Origin of the sequence: Falsiroseomonas ponticola (assembly GCF_016805305.1) — a bacterium.
GTDB classification, from domain to species: domain Bacteria; phylum Pseudomonadota; class Alphaproteobacteria; order Acetobacterales; family Acetobacteraceae; genus Falsiroseomonas; species Falsiroseomonas ponticola.
Map to the genome: position 1 here is coordinate 311,392 of NZ_JAERQN010000006.1, position 17,221 is coordinate 328,612.

The 17,221-nt window shown below is 73.0% G+C and carries 17 protein-coding genes; 9 read left to right on the plus strand and 8 right to left on the minus strand.

All coding sequences use genetic code 11. The annotated features are described in order from the left end of the window. Positions 1-4: 4 nt before the first annotated feature. From JJI54_RS19330 to JJI54_RS19345, 4 genes are all read left to right on the plus strand, one after another. Complete coding sequence (locus JJI54_RS19330; protein ID WP_203074685.1) at positions 5-898, plus strand: tyrosine recombinase; 894 nt, start codon at positions 5-7, stop codon at positions 896-898. 209 nt (positions 899-1,107) lie between these two features. Further along, positions 1,108-1,839 (plus strand): gluconate 2-dehydrogenase subunit 3 family protein, encoded by a 732-nt coding sequence (locus JJI54_RS19335; RefSeq protein WP_203074686.1) that lies wholly within the window; start codon positions 1,108-1,110, stop codon positions 1,837-1,839. A 14-nt stretch (positions 1,840-1,853) separates the two neighbouring features. Continuing rightward, a complete protein-coding gene (locus tag JJI54_RS19340; RefSeq protein WP_203074687.1) occupies positions 1,854-3,626 on the plus strand; it encodes a GMC family oxidoreductase in 1,773 nt (590 codons plus the stop codon). A gap of 8 nt (positions 3,627-3,634) precedes the next feature. Then, positions 3,635-3,997 carry a c-type cytochrome gene (locus tag JJI54_RS19345; protein ID WP_203074688.1) on the plus strand — a complete coding sequence of 121 codons (363 nt, stop codon included), beginning with the start codon at positions 3,635-3,637 and terminating at the stop codon, positions 3,995-3,997. 21 nt (positions 3,998-4,018) lie between these two features. Here the strand turns inward: JJI54_RS19345 and JJI54_RS19350 are convergent, their stop codons facing one another. The 3 genes from JJI54_RS19350 to JJI54_RS19360 are packed head-to-tail and all read right to left on the minus strand — an operon-like array spanning position 4,019 to position 5,920. Next, positions 4,019-4,396 carry a hypothetical protein gene (locus JJI54_RS19350; RefSeq protein WP_203074689.1) on the minus strand — a complete coding sequence of 126 codons (378 nt, stop codon included), beginning with the start codon at positions 4,394-4,396 and terminating at the stop codon, positions 4,019-4,021. Positions 4,397-4,398: 2 nt separating this feature from the next. Next, entirely contained in the window at positions 4,399-5,157 is a 759-nt protein-coding gene (locus JJI54_RS19355; protein WP_203074690.1) for an SDR family NAD(P)-dependent oxidoreductase, read from the minus strand. A 40-nt stretch (positions 5,158-5,197) separates the two neighbouring features. After that, positions 5,198-5,920, minus strand: a complete 723-nt coding sequence (locus JJI54_RS19360; protein ID WP_203074691.1) for a M48 family metallopeptidase — start codon at positions 5,918-5,920, stop codon at positions 5,198-5,200. A 75-nt stretch (positions 5,921-5,995) separates the two neighbouring features. On the opposite strand from JJI54_RS19360, the gene JJI54_RS19365 reads away from it, so the two are divergent. Beyond that, positions 5,996-6,880, plus strand: coding sequence for a DMT family transporter (locus tag JJI54_RS19365; protein WP_203074692.1), 885 nt, complete (start codon positions 5,996-5,998; stop codon positions 6,878-6,880). On the opposite strand, the gene JJI54_RS19370 is transcribed toward JJI54_RS19365, so the two are convergent. The 3 genes from JJI54_RS19370 to JJI54_RS19380 are packed head-to-tail and all read right to left on the minus strand — an operon-like array spanning position 6,868 to position 8,637. Next, positions 6,868-7,182: a cupin domain-containing protein gene (locus JJI54_RS19370; protein WP_203074693.1), complete on the minus strand. Its 315-nt coding sequence runs from the start codon at positions 7,180-7,182 to the stop codon at positions 6,868-6,870. The two genes, JJI54_RS19365 and JJI54_RS19370, sit on opposite strands and share 13 nt — an antisense overlap. Further along, positions 7,179-8,117: a dihydrodipicolinate synthase family protein gene (locus JJI54_RS19375; RefSeq protein WP_203074694.1), complete on the minus strand. Its 939-nt coding sequence runs from the start codon at positions 8,115-8,117 to the stop codon at positions 7,179-7,181. The genes JJI54_RS19370 and JJI54_RS19375 overlap by 4 nt, the downstream gene beginning before the upstream one ends. A 19-nt stretch (positions 8,118-8,136) precedes the next feature. Then, positions 8,137-8,637 carry a YcgN family cysteine cluster protein gene (locus JJI54_RS19380; RefSeq protein ID WP_203074695.1) on the minus strand — a complete coding sequence of 167 codons (501 nt, stop codon included), beginning with the start codon at positions 8,635-8,637 and terminating at the stop codon, positions 8,137-8,139. A gap of 83 nt (positions 8,638-8,720) precedes the next feature. On the opposite strand from JJI54_RS19380, the gene JJI54_RS19385 reads away from it, so the two are divergent. After that, a complete protein-coding gene (locus JJI54_RS19385; RefSeq protein ID WP_203074696.1) occupies positions 8,721-9,869 on the plus strand; it encodes a glycoside hydrolase family 71/99 protein in 1,149 nt (382 codons plus the stop codon). Here the strand turns inward: JJI54_RS19385 and JJI54_RS19390 are convergent. Further along, on the minus strand, positions 9,853-10,107 hold the full coding sequence (locus JJI54_RS19390) for a DUF3297 family protein (RefSeq protein WP_203074697.1): 255 nt from the start codon (positions 10,105-10,107) through the stop codon (positions 9,853-9,855). The two genes, JJI54_RS19385 and JJI54_RS19390, sit on opposite strands and share 17 nt — an antisense overlap. 38 nt (positions 10,108-10,145) lie before the next feature. After that, a complete protein-coding gene (locus JJI54_RS19395) occupies positions 10,146-10,757 on the minus strand; it encodes an HD family hydrolase (RefSeq protein WP_203074698.1) in 612 nt (203 codons plus the stop codon). A gap of 108 nt (positions 10,758-10,865) precedes the next feature. Between JJI54_RS19395 and JJI54_RS19400 the strand changes: the two genes are divergently transcribed. From JJI54_RS19400 to JJI54_RS19410, 3 genes are all read left to right on the plus strand, one after another. Then, positions 10,866-12,089 carry a metallophosphoesterase family protein gene (locus tag JJI54_RS19400; RefSeq protein ID WP_203074699.1) on the plus strand — a complete coding sequence of 408 codons (1,224 nt, stop codon included), beginning with the start codon at positions 10,866-10,868 and terminating at the stop codon, positions 12,087-12,089. Continuing rightward, entirely contained in the window at positions 12,089-15,601 is a 3,513-nt protein-coding gene (locus JJI54_RS32795; protein WP_203074700.1) for an AAA family ATPase, read from the plus strand. Before JJI54_RS19400 ends, JJI54_RS32795 begins: the two co-directional genes overlap by 1 nt. Before the next feature lie 62 nt (positions 15,602-15,663). Beyond that, positions 15,664-17,202 carry a UxaA family hydrolase gene (locus JJI54_RS19410; protein ID WP_203074701.1) on the plus strand — a complete coding sequence of 513 codons (1,539 nt, stop codon included), beginning with the start codon at positions 15,664-15,666 and terminating at the stop codon, positions 17,200-17,202. The last annotated feature ends 19 nt before the right edge of the window (positions 17,203-17,221 follow it).

Genomic DNA, 17,221 nt, shown 5'->3' on the forward strand with positions numbered 1-17,221 from the left:
CCGCATGGCGTCCTGGGACCGGCACACCGAATCCTTCCTGGAGATGCTGGCCGCCGAGCGCGGCGCGGCGCGCAACACCATCAGCGCCTATGCCGCGGACCTCGAGGATTTCGGGGTGCATTGCCGCCAGCAGGGCGTGGCGCCGGCGGAGGCCGGGGTGGAGGTGGTGCGATCCTACCTCCAGGGCCTTTCGGCCGCGGGGCTGGCGGCACGGACGGCGGCGCGGCGGCTTTCCGCGCTGCGGCAGTATTTCCGCTTCCTGGCGCGGGAGGGGGTGCGGGCGGATGACCCGACCGAGCTGCTGCAGGGCCCCCGCCTGCCCGCCAGCCTGCCCAAGGCGCTGAGCGAGGCGGAGGTGACGGCGCTGCTGGAGGGCGCCGCCAGCCTGGCGGGCGGCCGCGGCTTCCTGGCCGTGGCGCTGGTGGAACTGCTCTACAGCAGCGGGCTGCGCGTCAGCGAGCTGATCGCCCTGCCCGCCAATGCGCTGCGGCCCGGCCAACCGCTGGTGGCCGTCACGGGCAAGGGCAACAAGGAAAGGCTCGTCCCCGTCTCCAACCGGGCGAGGGAGGCCGCGCTGGCGACGATCCGCGAACGGCCGAAGAATGCGAAGCCCAGCCGCTGGCTGTTTCCCTCCCGCGCCGCGGGCGGGCACATCACGCGGCAGAATGTGGGGCTGATCCTGAAGGATGCGGCGATCGCGGCGGGGCTGGATGAGGACCGCGTCAGCCCGCATGTGCTGCGCCACAGCTTCGCGTCCCACCTGCTGGGGCGCGGCGCGGACCTGCGCAGCCTGCAGATCCTGCTGGGCCACGCCGATATCGCCACCACCCAGATCTACACCAAGGTGCTGGACGAACGGCTGAAGCGCCTGCTGGAGGAGCATCACCCGCTGGCGTGATGCCGAGGCGGCGCGCGCGGCGGCCGGATAGCGTGGCCTACCCGCCGGTATCGCCCGATGCGCCAAGGTTGCATGGCTGGCCCGCCGCATTCGCGCATACGCCCGCCCCTGCAACAGTTTCCGAATGGTGGGACCGGCGCCGGATCGCGGCGCCGGGACAGGGCGTGGCCGTCCCCGGGCGGACCAGCGTCCACGGGGAAGGAAACGACATGACCACCGAGAATGGTCTGGAACGCCGCGCATTCCTGAAGGGTGCCGCGGTGGGCGGGGCGGCGGCCTCCGCCACCATGGGCGGGGGCGCCACCGTCCTGGCACAGGGCACCGCGGCGGCCAGCCCGCCAGCGGCGGCTTCGGCGCCGGCCGGCGCGGGGTACCAGTACCTCAAGCCCGATGAGGCCGCCTTCGTCGAGGCGCTGGTCGACACCATGATCCCCGCCGACGAGCTGACGCCCAAGGGCACCGATGTCGGCATCAACATCTTCATCGACCGCGCGCTGGCCGATGGCTGGGGCAAGGGCGATCGCCTCTACATGCAGGGCCCCTGGAAGCAGGGCCACCCGAACCAGGGCTACCAGCTGGCGCTGACGCCGGCGCAGCTCTGGCGCGCGGGGATCGAGGCGACGAACGCGCATTGCGTGAAGACGCTGGGCAAGGCCTTCGACCAGCTCACCACCGCGCAGCGCGACCAGGTCTTGCGCGACCTCGATGCCGGGCGCGTCACCTTCGACAACGGCCTGCCCGCCCGCGTCTTCTGGGGCATGGTCTACCAGAACGTCATGGAGGGCATGTTCAGCGACCCGATCTATGGCGGCAACCAGGACAAGGCCGGCTGGAAGCTGGTGGGCTTCCCCGGCGTCATCCAGAACAACCGCAACCACGTCGTCGCATCCCGCAACAAGCGCTTCGAGGGTGACTACACCTCGATCGCCGACATGAGCTGAGAGGAGGCACGACCATGGCACGCAAGCTTCCCGAGACGGATGTCGTCATCGTCGGCATGGGCTGGACCGGCGGCATCATGGCCAAGGAACTGGCCGAGGCCGGCATGAAGGTCACGGTGCTGGAACGCGGCGCGATGCGGCGGCCGGAGGAGGATTTCCAGGTCCCCCGCATCCGCGACGAGCTGCGCTTCAGCAACCGCACCGACCTGATGATGAACACGGCGCAGGACACGCTCACCATCCGCAACACGCCGGACCAGGAAGCGCTGCCGATGCGCCGCCTGGGCTCCTTCCTGCCCGGAGAGGGTGTGGGCGGCGCGGGGTCGCACTGGAACGGCGTCACCTGGCGCTGGGGCGACATGGAGCTGCAGATCCGCAGCAAATACGAGGAGAAATACGGCCGCGCCTATATCCCGGAGGACATGACCATCCAGGACTGGGGCGTCACCTATGCGGAGCTGGAGCCCTACTACGACAAGTTCGAGAAGGTGGCCGGCGTCTCCGGCAAGGCGGGCAACCTGCGCGGCCAGCGCATCCGCGGCGGCAATGTCTTCGAGGATGCGCGCGCCAATGAATTCCCGCTGCCGCCGCTGGAGGATCCGCTGTCGGGCGTGATGTTCGCCGCCGCGGCGCGGGAGATGGGCTACAACCCGCATCCCCGGCCCTCGGCCAATGCGTCGCGGCCCTACACCAACCCGGATGGCGCGCGGCTCGGCGCCTGCCAGTATTGCGGCTTCTGCGAACGCTATGGCTGCGAGAGCAATGCCAAGGGCAGCCCGAACGTCACGGTGATCCCGGCCGCGCTGCGCAACCCGAACGTGACCTTGCGCACCCATAGCTGGGTGCTGCGCGTGAACAAGGACAGCGACGGGCGGAAGGCGACCGGCGTCACCTACGTCAACATGCTGAACGGGGAGGAGCTGGAGCAGCCCGCGGGGATGGTGATCCTCGGCGCCTATGGCCTGAACAACGCCGCGCTGCTGATGTGGTCCGGGATCGGGGAGGTGTACAACCCGAGCACGGGCGAAGGCCTGGTCGGCAAGAACTACTGCTACCAGACCGGCACCGGCGCGACCCTGTTCTTCGAGGACAAGTTCTTCAACCCCTTCATCGCCACGGGGTCCTGGGGCCAGAACATCGACGACTTCAACACCAACTGGGAGTTCGACCGGCGGCCGCACAACTACATCGGCGGCAGCACCATCGCGGCCGGCGGGTCCAACGGCCGCCCCATCGAATACCGCCCCCTTCCGGCCGGCACGCCGCGCTGGGGCACGGAATGGAAGCGCGCGACGCGCAAATGGTACCAGGGCGCGATGTCCATCGGCTCCTCCGGCTCCGTCATGCCGAACCGGGCCAATTTCCTCGACCTCGATCCCACCTACCGCAACGTCTTCGGCCAGCCGTTGATGCGGATGACCTTCGAGTACAAGCCGAACGAGGTGCGGATGACGGAACACGTGGCCGGCGTGATCAACCGCATCGCGGCGACCATGGGGGCGGCCAGCGTGAATGCGGCGGGGCCGCGGCGCAGCTGGTCCGCCGTGCCCTACCAGAGCACGCACAACACCGGCGGCACCATCATGGGGCGGAACCCGCGGGAGAGCGTGGTGAACAAGTACCTGCAGCACTGGCAGCTGCATAACCTGTTCGTCCTCGGCGCCGGCGTCTTCCCGCACAACGCCGCCTACAACCCGACCGGCCCGGTCGGCGCGCTGGCCTATTGGGCGGCGGATGCGATCAAGACGCGCTACGCCCGCGCCCCCGGCCCGCTGGTGCCGGCATGAGGCTGGGGTTGCTGTTGGCCGCGGCCGTGATGGCCGCGGCGGGCGGGGCCCCAGGGACTGCCCAGGCCGGCGATGCGGCGCGGGGGCGGGAGTTGTATGCCCAGTGCCAGGCCTGCCATTCGCTGGATGGCGAGAATGGCGTCGGCCCCACGCTGAAGGGCGTGGTCGGCCGGCGCGCGGGGTCGGTGGCGGAGTTCCGCTATTCCCCCGCCATGCGCCGCGCCAGCGTGGTGTGGGATGCCGCGAGCCTCGATGGCTTCATGGCGGACCCGCAGGCGGTGGTGCGCGGCAACCGCATGCCCTTCGGCGGCGTGGAGGAAGCGCGGGACCGCGCGGATATCCTCGCCTGGCTGGAGGAAGCGGCGAAGTAGGGGGGCCGGGTCGGGCGGGTCTCAGATCCGCCCGACCAGGTCGCCGAAGCCCCAGACCAGCGTGCCGAGGATCAGCAGCGCGAAGCCCGCCTTCTCCATCACCTGGCGATCGAGGTCGCGTTGCAGGCGCTTGAAGCTTTCGAGCCGCGCGGTGCGCTCCGCGCCGTCCACGCGTTCCATGTCCTGCAGCAGCGCCATCAGGTCGGCGCGCGCGATCAGCACCTTGCGGCTGGCCAGCACCAGGCCGAGCGCGGTGATGATGGCGCCGGAGCGCGCGAACCACATCCAGTCCGTGGTCGCGACACTCAGCCAGATGCCCGCGGCCATGGAGGCGATGGTGGCGGCGGTGAAGCCGCGCACCACGCGCCGCAGCGCGCGCGATCCCTGCTCCGGCGCCATGGTCAGCCCTTGTGGACGCGCAGCGGCCCGAAGCTCTGCGCCACCGGCATCAGCTGCATCGTGTTGATGTTGACGCGGGCGGGGCGGGAGACGGCCCAGTGCACGGCATCCGCGATATCCTCCGGCGTCAGCGGATCCGTCCCCGCATAGGGCGCGGCGGCCTTGGCGGCATCGCCCTTGAAGCGCACCGCGCTGAATTCCGTGCCGCCGACCAGGCCCGGCTCGATCTCCGTCACCCGCACCTGCGTGCCGAAGAGGTCGGCGCGCAGGTTATGGCTGAACTGGCGGACGAAGGCCTTGGTGGCGCCATAGACATTGCCGCCGGGATAGGGCCATTCGCCGGCCGTCGAGCCGATATTGACGATGTGTCCGCGATCCCGCGCCACCATCCCCGGCAGCACGGCGCGCGTCACATACATCAGCCCCTTGCAGTTGGTGTCCACCATCGCGTCCCAGTCGTCGAGGTCCGCGCCCTGGGCGGGATCGAGCCCGGCGGCGAGGCCCGCATTGTTCACGACGACATCGATGGCGCGGAAGCTGCCGGGCAGCGCCTCGATCTCCGCCAGCACCGCGCGGCGGTCCCGCACGTCGAGCGGCACGGAATGGCAGCGCGCGGGGCCCAGCTCCTCCACCAGCGCGGCCAGGCGGTCGCCCCGCCGCCCGGTGGCGATGATGCGCCAGCCATCGGCCGCGAAGCGCCGCGCGATCGAAAGGCCGAAGCCCGCGGTCGCGCCGGTGACGAGGATGATGCGCTCGGTCATGGCCGGCCCTCCTGGTTGGAAGGCCGCATGTCGCCCCGGATCAGCCGACGCGCAAGAGCGCCGGCCCCTCCAGCCGCAGCCACTCCACCGCATCCTCGCGATGGGGCGTCAGGCGCGCGACATGCGCCCAGAAGCGGGCGGAGTGGTTGAGCTCCCGGAGGTGCGCGACCTCATGCGCCACGACGTAGTCCAGCACCCAGTCCGGCGCCATCACCAGGCGCCAGGAGAAGGCGAGCGTGCCATCCGGCGCGCAGCTGCCCCAGCGGCTGCGCGTATCCTTCAGCCGCAGCGCGCGCGGCTTCACGCCCAGCGCCTCCGCATGCGGGCCGATCAGCGCGCGGATGCGGCGGCGCGCCTCCGCGCGCATGAAGTCGCCGACGCGGCGGCGCAGGAAGGCGGGATCGCCGGCCACGACGATGTCGCGCCCTTCCAGGAAGGCGCCGCCGAGTGCCGCGGGGTCGTGGCGGATGCGATGCGGCGCGCCGCCCAGCAGCACCGTGGCATCGGGTGCGAAGGGCACGGCGGGGGCCAGCGCCGCCAGGCGTTCCATCACCCAGTCCCGGTGTTCGCGCAGCAGCGCGAGCCCCGCGCGGCGCCCCTTGCCGGGCGGCAGGATGACGACGACGGCGCCCTGCTTCGGGCAGATGCGCATGGAGACGCGGCGCGCGCGGGTGGAGCAATGCCAGCGGACGAGGCAACGCGCCGGCGGTGCCAGGGCGCCCTTCGGCGCGGGCAGCGTGATGAGTTCCGACTCGGGGAGCATCGACCCACCATGGCGCGAAGGCGTTGTCCGATTCAACCGCTTGACATCCTTCGCTTCACCACACTGTTAACGTCCATGCCCCAACGCTTCGCCATCGCGCTCGCGCTCCTCGCCCTCGGCGCCAGCTGGGGGCTGACGCCGGCGATGGCGAAACTCGCGATGGCGCAAGGGATGAAGCCGCTCGGCGTCGCGACCATCGCGGCGGTGATCAGCGCCATCGTGCTGCTCGCGGTCTGCGCGCGCAGCCGCGACATGCCGCGATGGACGCGCCCGCACCTGGTCCACTACGTCAGCGGCGGCTTCATCGGCCTCGCCTGCGCGAACCTCTTCGCCTTCACCGGGCTCTCGCGCGCGCCGGCCGGGCTCTTCGCGCTGCTGGTGCCGCTGTCGGGGCTGCTCAGCACGGTGTTCTTCGCCATGGCAGGGATCGAGCGCGCGACGCCGCGCATCGTGGCGGGCGCGGTGCTCTGCGTGGCCGGCGTGGCGCTGGCCATGGCGCCGGGCGCGGCGCTGCCCGACCCCGCGCTGCTGCCCTGGGCCGCGCTGATGGTGCTGACGCCGGTCTGCTACGCGGCGTCCAACCTGCTCTCGGTCAAGCTCGCCGTGCCGGGCAGCACGCCGCTGGCGCAGGCCGCGGGCACGCTGGTGGGCGCGGCCGCGTCGGTGCTGGTGATGGCGCTGGCCCTCGGCCATCTCGGCCCGCCGCCGAGCCTCGGCATCGCATTGCTGCTGCTGGCGCAGGGCGTGATCACCGCCGCCGCCTACCTGCTCTACTTCCGCCTGCTGGTCAGCGCGGGCGGGATGGTGACCAGCCAGGTGTCCTACCTGATCACGCTGGCCGGGCTGCTCTACGGCTTCCTGCTGTTCGGGGAGGTGCCGGGCTGGCTGACGCTGCCAGCCGCGGCCCTCATCTTCTCAGGGCTTGCCCTGGTGACGCTGGCGAAGCCTCAGCCCGCATAGGCCTTCATCTCGACCTCGACGAAGGAGAGCGGCGCGGTCCCGGCATTGACCACGTTGTGCTCAACGCCGAAGGCGCGGGCATAGCTGACGCCGGCCTTGAGTTCCGCCGTCGCGGTCTGGCCGCCCGGCAGTTCCAGCAGCAGCGTGCCGTCGGTGACCGGCACGACGACATAGGACATGCCGTGGCGATGCCAGCCGGTCTCCGCGCCGGGATCGAAATCCCAGCGCGTGACGCGCACCTTGTCATCGTCCAGCTGCACCGTGCCGGTGGCCGGCGCGCGGCAGGTGAGCGGGGTGCTCATTCGGCGGCGGCCTTCAGCCCCATGCCCGCCAGCGGCAGCGCGCCCGCGGCCTGCATCGCGTCCCACGCCTTCTGGCCTTCATCGCCCTGCAGCGGCAGGTGCGGCGGGCGGATCACGCGCCAGCCATCATGGCCGGTGCTGCGGGCGATGATCTCCCGCAGGCCGGGGATCAGCGCCACCGCCGTGGCGGCCTTGCGCGTCGCATCCAGCACGGCCTGCGCCGCATCGGCCTCCGGCCCCGTGCGCTTCTGGTAGACGATCTGGCCGAAGCGGGCGTTGACGTTGGCGGCGGCGGTGATGCAGCCGGCGCCGCCCTCGGCCAGGATCTTCTGCACGAAGTTGTCGGCGCCCGAATAGACCTCGAACCCGTCCTTCGCGAAGTTGTCGATCATCGCCTTCATGTTGGCGTAGTCGCCCGAGGAATCCTTCACGCCCTTGATGACGCCGGGGAAGGCCTTGAGCAGGCGGCCGATCAGGTCGAGGCTGAAGGGCACCGCGCTCTGCTGCGGGAAGTGGTAGAGGTAGATGGCGATGCCGCCGCCGACGCGGTTCACGACTTCGCTGAAATAGGCGAAGAGGCCGTCGTCGCTCGGCGCCTTGTAGTAGAAGGGCGGCAGCACCAGCACGCCGCGGCAGCCCTGCGCCTTGGCGTGCTTCGTCAGCTCCACCGTGTCCATCAGGCTGGCGCAGCCGGTGCCGGGCATCAGGCGCGTCGCGGGCACGCCGCGGGCCACGATGCCCTCCAGGATCGCCTTGCGCTCATCGAAGCCGAAGCTGTTCGCCTCCCCCGTCGTGCCGAGGATGCCGAGGCCGTTGCAGCCATTGGCCAGCAGCCACTTGCAATGCGCGGCATAGGTGTCGAGGTCCGGCGAGAGATCCGGATTCATCGCCGTGAGGGCCGCGGCATTGATGCCGCCGAAAAGCGCGTCCTTCATGATATCCGGGTCCTTCCCTTCAAAGTTCGGTATCCGATCCGCGCCGAACGGGCGGGATCGGCTTCGCCGCCTTGGGCACGCGGCCCGGCCAGGCGACGACATGATCCTCCAGCGCGCCGGCATCCCGTTCCGCCACGATGCGGCCGCGGATGGAAACGCCGGCCTGGTGGACCGTCTCCGGATCGCCGGAGACGAGCGGGTGCCACCAGGGCAGGTCGCGCCCTTCGGCGAGCAGGCGATAGGCGCAGGTCGGCGGCAGCCAGTCGATCGCCGCGACCTTGGCGGGGGTGAGCTTGACGCAGTCCGGCACACGGGATTTGCGATTGGCGTAGTCGGTGCAGCGACCCGTCGCGCCATCCAGCAGCCGGCAGCCGACATGGGTCCAGAGGAGGGCTTCCGTCTCCTCGTCCCGCAGCTTGTGCAGGCAGCAGCGGCCGCAGCCATCGCACAGGCTTTCCCATTCGGCGCGCGTCATCGCGCCGAGGGTCTTCCTGCGCCAGAAGGGATCGGAGGCCGCCATCGCGGGCACCCTAGCCGCAATGCCCGCGCATGCAAGGGCGATGCTTGACCGCGGGGCCGCGGCGCGGGCAGGTCTCCCCTGCGATGACGGCACGGAATCCCTGGGCGGCGCGGATCAGGCTCTCGCGCCGCGCGCTGCTGGCGGGCCTCACGGGCCTGGCCGTGCCCGCGCGGGCGGATGGCGCGCCGGTCGCGATCGGCGCCATCCGCTGGGATGCCTGGTACGCGCCAGGATCCGTGCCGACCGCGGCGGTGGAACGCGCCCTCACCCCCGCGTCCTGGCGCGACCGCGCGCCCTTCTTCGCGCAGGTGCCGGCCGATGGCGGGCCCATCCGGATGCCGCCGCCGGACCAGGCGGTGATGGACCGGCAGATCGCGCTGGCGGCCGCCGCCGGGATCGATTTCTGGGCCTTCGTGAGCTACCCGGCCGCCGCCTCCATGAGCGAGGGTTTCCGGCTGTACCGCGCCAGCGCGATCCGCAGCCGGGTGAAGTTCGCCCTGGTCTGCGAGGCCGTCCGATGGGGGCGGCAGGATGCGCCGGGGGAGGCGCTGGCGACGCATCCGGCGCTGCTGGCGGATCCGGACTGCCAGCGCGTCAACGGAAGGCCGCTCTATTTCCTCGGCTTCCTCTCGGATGAGGGGATCGCGGAGGCCTGGGGCGGCATCGCGGGGCTGCGCGCCGCGGTGGATGGCTTCCGCCGCCGCGCGCGGGATGCCGGCGCGGGGGATCCCTTCATCGTGCTGATGACGCCGGTGCCCGACCAGGCGCGGCGCTGGGTGCCGCTGCTCGGCCTCGATGGCGTCTCCGCCTATGCCTGGCAGGCCGGCGCGCGGGCGGCGCCCTATGCGGCGCTGGCCCAGACGGCGGAACGCGGCTGGGCGGCGCAGGCGGCGCTCGGCATCCCCGTGGTGCCCACGGCGATGACGGGCTGGGACCGCCGGCCGCGCGTGCAGAACCCCGTGCCGTGGGAGGGCTGGCAGCGCCCCGGCGAGGGGATGGACCGCTTCTACACCGCGCCGACGCCGGCGGAACTCACCGCGCATCTGCGCCGCGCCATCGCCTTCGCGGCGGGGCAGGCCCCGCGCACGGCGCTGGTCTATGCCTGGAACGAGAATGACGAGGGCGGCTGGCTGGTGCCGGCGCATCCCTTCGAGGATGCGCGGCTGCGCGCCATGCGGGGCGCGGCCTGCCAGCCGCTACCCGCGGATCGCTGCCTCAGGCGGGCGGATTAGCCTCGTCGCGGAAATAGGGCTCGACGGTGCCCTTCAGCTTCAGCGTCAGCGGCATGCCGCGGCGGTCCACCGCCTTGCCGACGGACACCCGCACCCAGCCCTCGCTGACGCAGTATTCCTCGACATTCGTCTTCTCGACGCCGTTGAAGCGGATGCCGACGCCGCGGGCCAGCAACGCCTCCTGGTAGTAGGGGCTGCGCGGATCGACGGAGAGGCGGTCGGGCAGGGTATCGGTCATGCGGCCCCACTAGCCCCGCGCCAGGCGGCTGCCAAGGGTCACGCCACCCGGCGGAGTTCCGCCAGGAAGCGTTCCGCGGCCAGTTCGGGCGGCCAGGGGCGCCAGGGTTCGCCGCCATGGATCGCGGCCAGCGGGTCCGCCGCCATCACCGCGGCACGGATGCCGAGCGTGTCGCGCACCTCCTGCGCCGACCAGCCCGCGACATGCACCGCCTCCGCCGCCGCCATGGCGATGTCGAGCTTCTTGTGGAGCTTCTTCGAGCCGGCATCCCAGGCGGGCAGCGCGTAGCGGGTGGCGATGACGGCGGAAAGCCTTTCCTGCAACTGGAGGAAACCCGGGCCGAGGAAGGGCTTGAGGGGGGAGATGCAGTCGAAATTGGTCAGCCCCTCCTCCGCGTCATGCAGCAATTCGCGCCGGGCCTCCGCGCGGCCCGGCGCCGGCTTCGCGGCGCGGCGCAGCGCCAGGACCGCCAGCGAATGCTGCGCGACGGAGAGCGGCGCGCCCGGCCAGATGGAATGCCCGCCCCAGCGGAAGGTCCGCGCCAGGCCCGTGGCCAGATCCTCATCCGTCCAGTCGAAGGGGGTGGGCGCCAGCAGGTCGAGCCGCCGGCCCGAGGGCAGCCGCACCCAGGCCCGAGCCTCCTTCGCCATCGCCGCCATCCGCCAGGCCCTCTCCACACCGCGTCTTCATAGCGGGGTTGCCCTCCGCGCCAAGCCGGGCGATGAAAACGGAAGGGAAACCTTCGTCACGGGGCCGGCATGAAATTCCTGCACGCGGCCGATATCCACCTGGACAGCCCGCTGGCCGGGCTGATGGCGCGGGCGGAGCCGCTGCGGGACGATTTGCGTGCCTGCACCCGCCGCGCCTTCGCCGCCATGATCGACCTGGCGATCGCGGAGGATGTCGCCTTCGTCATCATCGCGGGCGACCTCTATGACGGGGACTGGAAGGATTTCTCCACGGGGCTGTTCTTCGCGGAGCAGATGAAGCGCCTGGCGCCGCGCCCCTGCTTCCTGCTGCGGGGCAACCACGACGCCCAATCCCTGATCACCAAGCGCCTGCCCGCGCCGCCCAATGTCCGCGAATTCTCGTCGCGCCGCTGCGAGACCTTCCGGCTGCCCGAATTCGGCGTCGCGCTGCACGGCCATTCCTTCCCGGAACGCGCGGTGCCGGAGGACCTCTCGAAGGACTATCCGGACCCGCTGCCGGGGATGCTCAACATCGGCGTGCTGCACACCTCCGGCGACGATCCCGGGGAGCACGCGACCTATGCCCCCTGCACGCCGCAGGCGCTGCGGGACAAGGGCTATGACTACTGGGCGCTCGGCCACATCCATCTGCGCCAGGTGCTGCATGAGCGGCCCTGGATCGTCTTCCCCGGCAACCTCCAGGGGCGGCACGCGCGGGAGACGGGGGCCAAGGGCTGCACCCTGGTGACGGTGGAGGAGGGGCGGATCACGGCGGTGGAGCATCGCAGCGTCGATTGCCTGCGCTGGGCTTCGCTGGCCGTCGATGCGACGGGGGCGGAGGAGGCGGCGCTGGTCGATCGCGTCGGCGCCGCGGTGACGGCGGCGCTGGCGGCGGCGGAAGGCCGCGCGCTGCTGGCCCGCCTGACCATCACCGGGGAGACGCCGCTGCACGCCCTGCTGCCGGACCGCCATGACGACATCGCCGCCTGGTGCGCCAATGCGGCGATCGAGGCCGAGGGCCATCTGTGGCTGGAGAAGATCAAGCTGCACACGAGCCCGCCCCGCGCCGTGGATGCGGGCGCGCTGGCGCCGCTGCGCGCGGCCTTCCTGGCGGCGCTGGAGGATGAGGCCCTGCGGCAGGACCTGCTCTCGGACCTCGCCGCCGTGCGGGGCAAGGTGCCCGCGCCCGGCCGCGCCGCGCTCGACCTGCCGGATGACGTGCTGGCCCTGGCCCGCCTGGCGGATGAGGCCTGGGACGCGGTGGAAGCCGCCATCGCGCAGGAACGCGCCTGATGCGGCTGCTGGCGCTGGACCTGCTGCGCTACGGGCACCTGACCGATGTGCGGCTGGCCTTTCCCGAACAGGCCGCGCTGCATGTGGTGCTGGGCGCGAACGAGGCGGGGAAATCCACCGCCCTCTCGGCCATCGGCGATGCGCTCTACGGCTTCCCGCACAACAGCGCGCAGGCCTTCCTGCATGAGACGGGGCGGCTGCGGCTCGGCATCACCGTGATGGGGCGGGACGGCACGCGGGCCAGCTTCCTCCGCCGCAAGGGCCGGCAGAACACGCTGATGGCGCCGGACGAGACGCCGCTGCCGGAGGCCGCGCTGGAACGCTTCCTGGGCGGCGTGGGGCGGGAGCGGTTCCGCGACACCTTCGGCCTGGATGGCGCCGGGCTGCGGGAACATGGGCGGGCGCTGGCGGAAGGCGGCGGCGGCGCCGGCGAGGGGCTGCTGGCCGGCATGGGCGTGCCGCGGCTGCAGCAGGTCCTCGCCCGGCTGGACCGCCAGGCGGATGAGTTGCATGGCACCCGCCACCGCAGCCGCCGCCTGCCCGGCGCCGCCGATGCCTATGCCGCCGCCCAGCGCGCGCTGGACGCCGCGACCATCCGCCCCGCCGAATGGCAGGAGGCGCGGGAGGCGGTGCGGCGCGCGGAGGCCGAACTCACCGCCATCATCGCCGAGGAAGCGACGCTGAAGCGGGAGGAGCTTCGGCTTCGCCGCGCCCGCGCCGTGGCGCCGCTGCTGCGCCGCCTGGCGGCGGAGGCGGCGGAACTGGCACCGCTGGCCGAGGCCCCTGCCCTGCCCGCCGATGCGGCGGAGACGCTGGCCCGCCTGACCGCCGCGCTGCGCAAGGCGGCGGAGGACGAGGCGCGGGAGGATGCGGCGGCGCGGCGCCTGGCCGGGCAGGCGGCGGCGCTGCCGCGCGATGCCGCGGTGCTGGCGCGGCAGGACGCGATCGATGCGCTGGGCCAGGCGCGCGCCACGGCACTCGGCGCGCAGGCGGACCTGCCGGGGGTGCGGCAGGCGGCGGCGGAACAGGCGCAGCGCATCGAAGCGGCGGCCGAACGCCTCGGCCTGCATCTGCCGCCGGAGCGGGCGCGGGAGGCCCTGCCCCGCGCCGCGCAGCGGGAGGCGGCGCAGCGCCTGCTGCGCAGCCGCACCACGCTGCTGGCCCGGCTGGAAGGCGCGACGACGGCGCTGCGCGGCGCGGAACGGCGCCACGAACAGGCACGGCAGGCGCTGCTGGCCTTCCCCCCGCCGGCCCCGGCCGCCGCGCTGCGCCGCGCCATCGACGCCGTCCGCGCCGAAGGGCCGCTGGACCGGGAGGTCGCCCGCCTGGCGCGGGACGCCGCGGAGGCGGAAGCGCGGGCCGCGGCGGCGCTGGCGGCGCTGGACCTCTGGACGGGGGATGCGGCCGCGCTCGCCGCCTGCCGCCTGCCCCTGCCCGCCACGGCGGAGGAAGCCGCGCGCGCCATGGCGGCGGCAAGCCAGGCGGCGGAGGAGGCCGGCCGGGCGCTGGAGGGCGCGGCGGCGGAGATGGCCGCGCTGGAGGAGGCGCTGGCCCGGCTGGCGCGCGGGGAGACGGTGCCCACCCCCGCCGCCATCGCCGAAAGCCGCGCCCGCCGCGATGCCGCCTGGCGGCTGATCCGCCGGCAGCTGGAAGGCGGCGCGCCGCCGGCGCCGGCGGAATGGGCCGCCCTGCCCGCCGGCGCCCCGGCCGAGGTGTTCGAGGCGCTGCGCGACGCCGCCGACCGCCTGGCCGATGCCCGCGCCGACGATGCCGGGCGCGTCACCGATTATGCGACGCAGGAGGCGCGCCTTGCCTTGCTGCGGGACCGCCATCCGGGGCTGGCGGCGGCGGCGGCCCGGGCGCGGGAGGGTGCGGCGGCGGCGGCGCAGGCCTGGCGGGACCTCTGGGCGCCGGCCGGCATCGCCCCGGCCTCCCCGCCCGCCATGCTGCAATGGCGCGACGCGCGGGCGAAGGTGCTGGACCTCGCGGAGCGCGCCGCCGCGCTGCGCCAGCAGCGGGACGAAGCCTCCGCGCGCCGTGACGCCGCCCGCGCCGTGCTGCTGCCCCTGCTGCCCACCCCGCCCGCCGCGCCGGAGCTGGCGCCGCTGCTGGCACAGGCCACCGAGGCCTGCGCGGCGGCGGAGGCGGCGGAGGCCGCGCATCGGGACCGGGCGGAGGCGCTGCGCCTGGCCGGCGAGCGGCTGGAGGAAGCCCGCGCGGCGCGTGACCATGCCGCGGCGGCGCTGGCCGATTCCGATGCCGGCTGGCAGCCCGCGCTGCAGGCGCTCGGCCTGGCCGCGACGGCGGGGGTGGAGGCGGTGGAGGCGGCGCTGGCCGCCTGGGGCGCGGTGGCGGAGGCCGCGACCGCCTGGCAGTCCAACGCCGCGCGGATCGAGGCCATGGAACAATCCCTCGCCGGCTTCGGGCGGGAGACGCTGGCCCTGGCGGCGGCGCTCGGGGAGCCGGTGGGCGAGGGCCAGGCGATGGCCCTTTCCGCGCAGCTCGCACGGCGCCTGGCGGCGGCCCGCCAGGCGGAGACGGCGGCGGAGGGCCTGCTGGCCCAGATCCGGGAGCGGGAGGCGGCGGCCGAGGCGGCGCGGGAGGCCGCGCGGCGGGCGGAGGAAGGGCTGGCGCGGCTGCACGCCCTGGCCGGCACCGACCAGCTGCCGGGGCTGGAGGAGGCGGTGCGCCAGGCGGCACGGCGCGCCGCGCTGGCGGACAGCGTCGCGGCGCTGCGGGCCGCGCTGCATGTCCAGGGCGAGGGCCTGCCCGAGGCCCAGCTGCGGGAGGAGGTGGAGGGCTTCGACCCCGACCAGGCCGCGCTGCGCCTGGCGGCGATCGAGGCGCGGCAGGCGGCGCTCGGCGGGCGCCGCACCGAACTCGGCGCCGAACAGCAGGCGGCGCGGGCCCGGCTGGCGGCGCTGGAGGCGGGGCGGGACGCGGCCGCCCATGCGCAGGACATGCAGCAGCACCTGGCCGATGCGCAGGAGGCGGCGGAACGCTACGCCCGGCTGCACATGGCGCGGCGCCTGCTGAAGGCGGGGATCGAGCGGCTGCGCCAGGACCAGCAGGGCCCCATGCTGCGCGCCGCCACCCACCATTTCGCGCTGCTGACAGCCGGGCGCTACACGCGGCTGGCGGCCGAGGAACAGGATGACGGCCGCACCCTGCTGCAGGCCGTGCGCGCGGATGGCAGCGCCTGCCCGATCGACCAGCTGAGCGAGGGGACGCGCGACCAGCTCTACCTGGCGCTGCGGGTCGCGGCGATCGAGGCGCATGCAGCCGCGGCGGAGCCCCTGCCCTTCATCGCGGATGATCTGCTGGCGACCTTCGACGATGGGCGCGCGGCGGCGGCCATCACGCTGCTGCGGCAGCTGGGGCAGGTGACGCAGGTGATCCTGTTCACCCATCACGCGCATCTGGCGGCGCTGGCGGCGCGGCAGGCGGGGGTGGCGGTGCTGGAACTGCCGGCGGTGCCGGTGCCCGGGGCGGCAGCGCGCCCCGCCGCCTGAGTGCGCCCTTTTGGCGGGCGGGCTCCGCGCCCTATGCTGCGGGGAACGAGGAAGGAAGCCCCATGGACGCCCGCACCCTGCCCCCCACCATCCGCCTGGCCGCCGATGACAGCGTCGTCATCGCCCGCATCGGCCTGCCGCCGGGGACGCCGGTGGAAGGCGGCATCGCGGTGCGCGGCGAGAAGCGCGTGCCGCCGGGCCACAAGGTGGCGGTGCGCGCCCATGCGGTGGGGGAGCCGATCCGGCGCTACGGCCAGATCATCGGCTTCGCGACGGAGGTGATCCAGCCCGGGGACTGGGTGCACACCCACAACTGCGCCATGGGCGACTTCGCCAAGGACTATGCCTGGGGCGTGGATGCGAAGCCGACCGGGCTGATCACGCCCGCCGCCACCTTCCAGGGCTTCCGCCGCGCCGATGGCCGGGCGGCCACGCGCAACTACATCGGCATCGTCACCTCCGTGAACTGCTCGGCCCATGTGGCGGAGCTGATCGCCGATGCCTTCAAGAAGAACCCCTTCACCGGCACGGACCCGCTGGCCGACTTCCCGAATGTGGACGGGGTGGTGGCGCTGACCCACAAGACGGGCTGCGGCATGACGATGGGGGAGCCGCTGAAGCTGCTGCGCCGGACCCTCGCCGGCTTCGCGCGCCACGTGAATTTCAGCCATGTCATCGCCATCGGCCTCGGCTGCGAGGTCAACCAGTTGGGCGGCATGCTGGAGGAGCAGCGCCTCGCGGGCCGGCTGCGCAACATGGACATCCAGGAGATGGGCGGCACGCGGAAGACCGTGGAGGCCGGCATCGCCTTCGTCCGCGAAGTCCTGGCCGAATCCAACCAGGCGGTGCGGGAGACGATCCCGGCCAGCGAATTGACCCTCGCCCTGCAATGCGGGGGGTCGGACGGCTATTCGGGCATCACCGCGAACCCGGCGCTCGGCGTCGCCTCCGACCTGCTGGTGCGGCATGGCGGCACGGTGATCCTCTCCGAGACGCCGGAGACCTATGGCGCGGAGCACCTCCTGACGCGCCGCGCCGTCTCCCGCGATGTCGGCGAGAAGCTGGTGGACCTCATGCGGTGGTGGGAGGCCTATACGGAGCGCGAGGGGGCGGAGATGAACGCGAACCCCAGCCCCGGCAACAAGGCGGGCGGGCTGACGACCATCCTGGAGAAGTCGCTCGGCGCCATGGCCAAGGCGGGCAGCACCAACCTGGTCGAGGTCTATCGCTACGCGGAGCCCGTCACCGCGAAGGGCTTCGTCTTCATGGACACGCCGGGCTACGACCCGGTGGCGGCGACGGGCCAGGTGGCGGGCGGGGCCAACATGGTCTGCTTCACCACCGGCCGCGGCAGCGTCTTCGGCTGCAAGCCCGCCCCCTCCATCAAGCTCGCGACCAACTCCGCCATGTATGAGCGGATGTCTGAGGACATGGACATCAATTGCGGGGGCATCGTCACGGGGGAGGAGAGTGTCGCGGAATGCGGCCAGCGCATCTTCGACCTCATCTTGCGGGTGGCGAGCGGGGAGCGGACGAAGAGCGAGGCGTATGATTTCGGGGGCGCGGAGTTCGCGCCCTGGACGCTGGGCGCGACCATGTGAGCGACCCGGATTACAGGCT

Excerpts from the sequence above, each read along its gene's own strand:
- JJI54_RS19350 (WP_203074689.1), bottom strand. The coding sequence starts at position 4,396 with ATGGCGCCGGAGCAGGGATCGCGCGCGCTGCGGCGCGTGGTGCGCGGC.
- JJI54_RS19355 (WP_203074690.1), bottom strand. The coding sequence starts at position 5,157 with ATGACCGAGCGCATCATCCTCGTCACCGGCGCGACCGCGGGCTTCGGC.
- JJI54_RS19330 (WP_203074685.1), top strand. The coding sequence starts at position 5 with ATGGCGTCCTGGGACCGGCACACCGAATCCTTCCTGGAGATGCTGGCC.
- JJI54_RS19390 (WP_203074697.1), bottom strand. The coding sequence starts at position 10,107 with ATGACCGATACCCTGCCCGACCGCCTCTCCGTCGATCCGCGCAGCCCC.
- JJI54_RS19365 (WP_203074692.1), top strand. The coding sequence starts at position 5,996 with ATGCCCCAACGCTTCGCCATCGCGCTCGCGCTCCTCGCCCTCGGCGCC.
- JJI54_RS19395 (WP_203074698.1), bottom strand. The coding sequence starts at position 10,757 with ATGGCGAAGGAGGCTCGGGCCTGGGTGCGGCTGCCCTCGGGCCGGCGG.
- JJI54_RS19385 (WP_203074696.1), top strand. The coding sequence starts at position 8,721 with ATGACGGCACGGAATCCCTGGGCGGCGCGGATCAGGCTCTCGCGCCGC.
- JJI54_RS19360 (WP_203074691.1), bottom strand. The coding sequence starts at position 5,920 with ATGCTCCCCGAGTCGGAACTCATCACGCTGCCCGCGCCGAAGGGCGCC.
- JJI54_RS19380 (WP_203074695.1), bottom strand. The coding sequence starts at position 8,637 with ATGGCGGCCTCCGATCCCTTCTGGCGCAGGAAGACCCTCGGCGCGATG.
- JJI54_RS19410 (WP_203074701.1), top strand. The coding sequence starts at position 15,664 with ATGGACGCCCGCACCCTGCCCCCCACCATCCGCCTGGCCGCCGATGAC.
- JJI54_RS19370 (WP_203074693.1), bottom strand. The coding sequence starts at position 7,182 with ATGAGCACCCCGCTCACCTGCCGCGCGCCGGCCACCGGCACGGTGCAG.
- JJI54_RS19375 (WP_203074694.1), bottom strand. The coding sequence starts at position 8,117 with ATGAAGGACGCGCTTTTCGGCGGCATCAATGCCGCGGCCCTCACGGCG.
- JJI54_RS32795 (WP_203074700.1), top strand. The coding sequence starts at position 12,089 with ATGCGGCTGCTGGCGCTGGACCTGCTGCGCTACGGGCACCTGACCGAT.
- JJI54_RS19340 (WP_203074687.1), top strand. The coding sequence starts at position 1,854 with ATGGCACGCAAGCTTCCCGAGACGGATGTCGTCATCGTCGGCATGGGC.
- JJI54_RS19335 (WP_203074686.1), top strand. The coding sequence starts at position 1,108 with ATGACCACCGAGAATGGTCTGGAACGCCGCGCATTCCTGAAGGGTGCC.
- JJI54_RS19400 (WP_203074699.1), top strand. The coding sequence starts at position 10,866 with ATGAAATTCCTGCACGCGGCCGATATCCACCTGGACAGCCCGCTGGCC.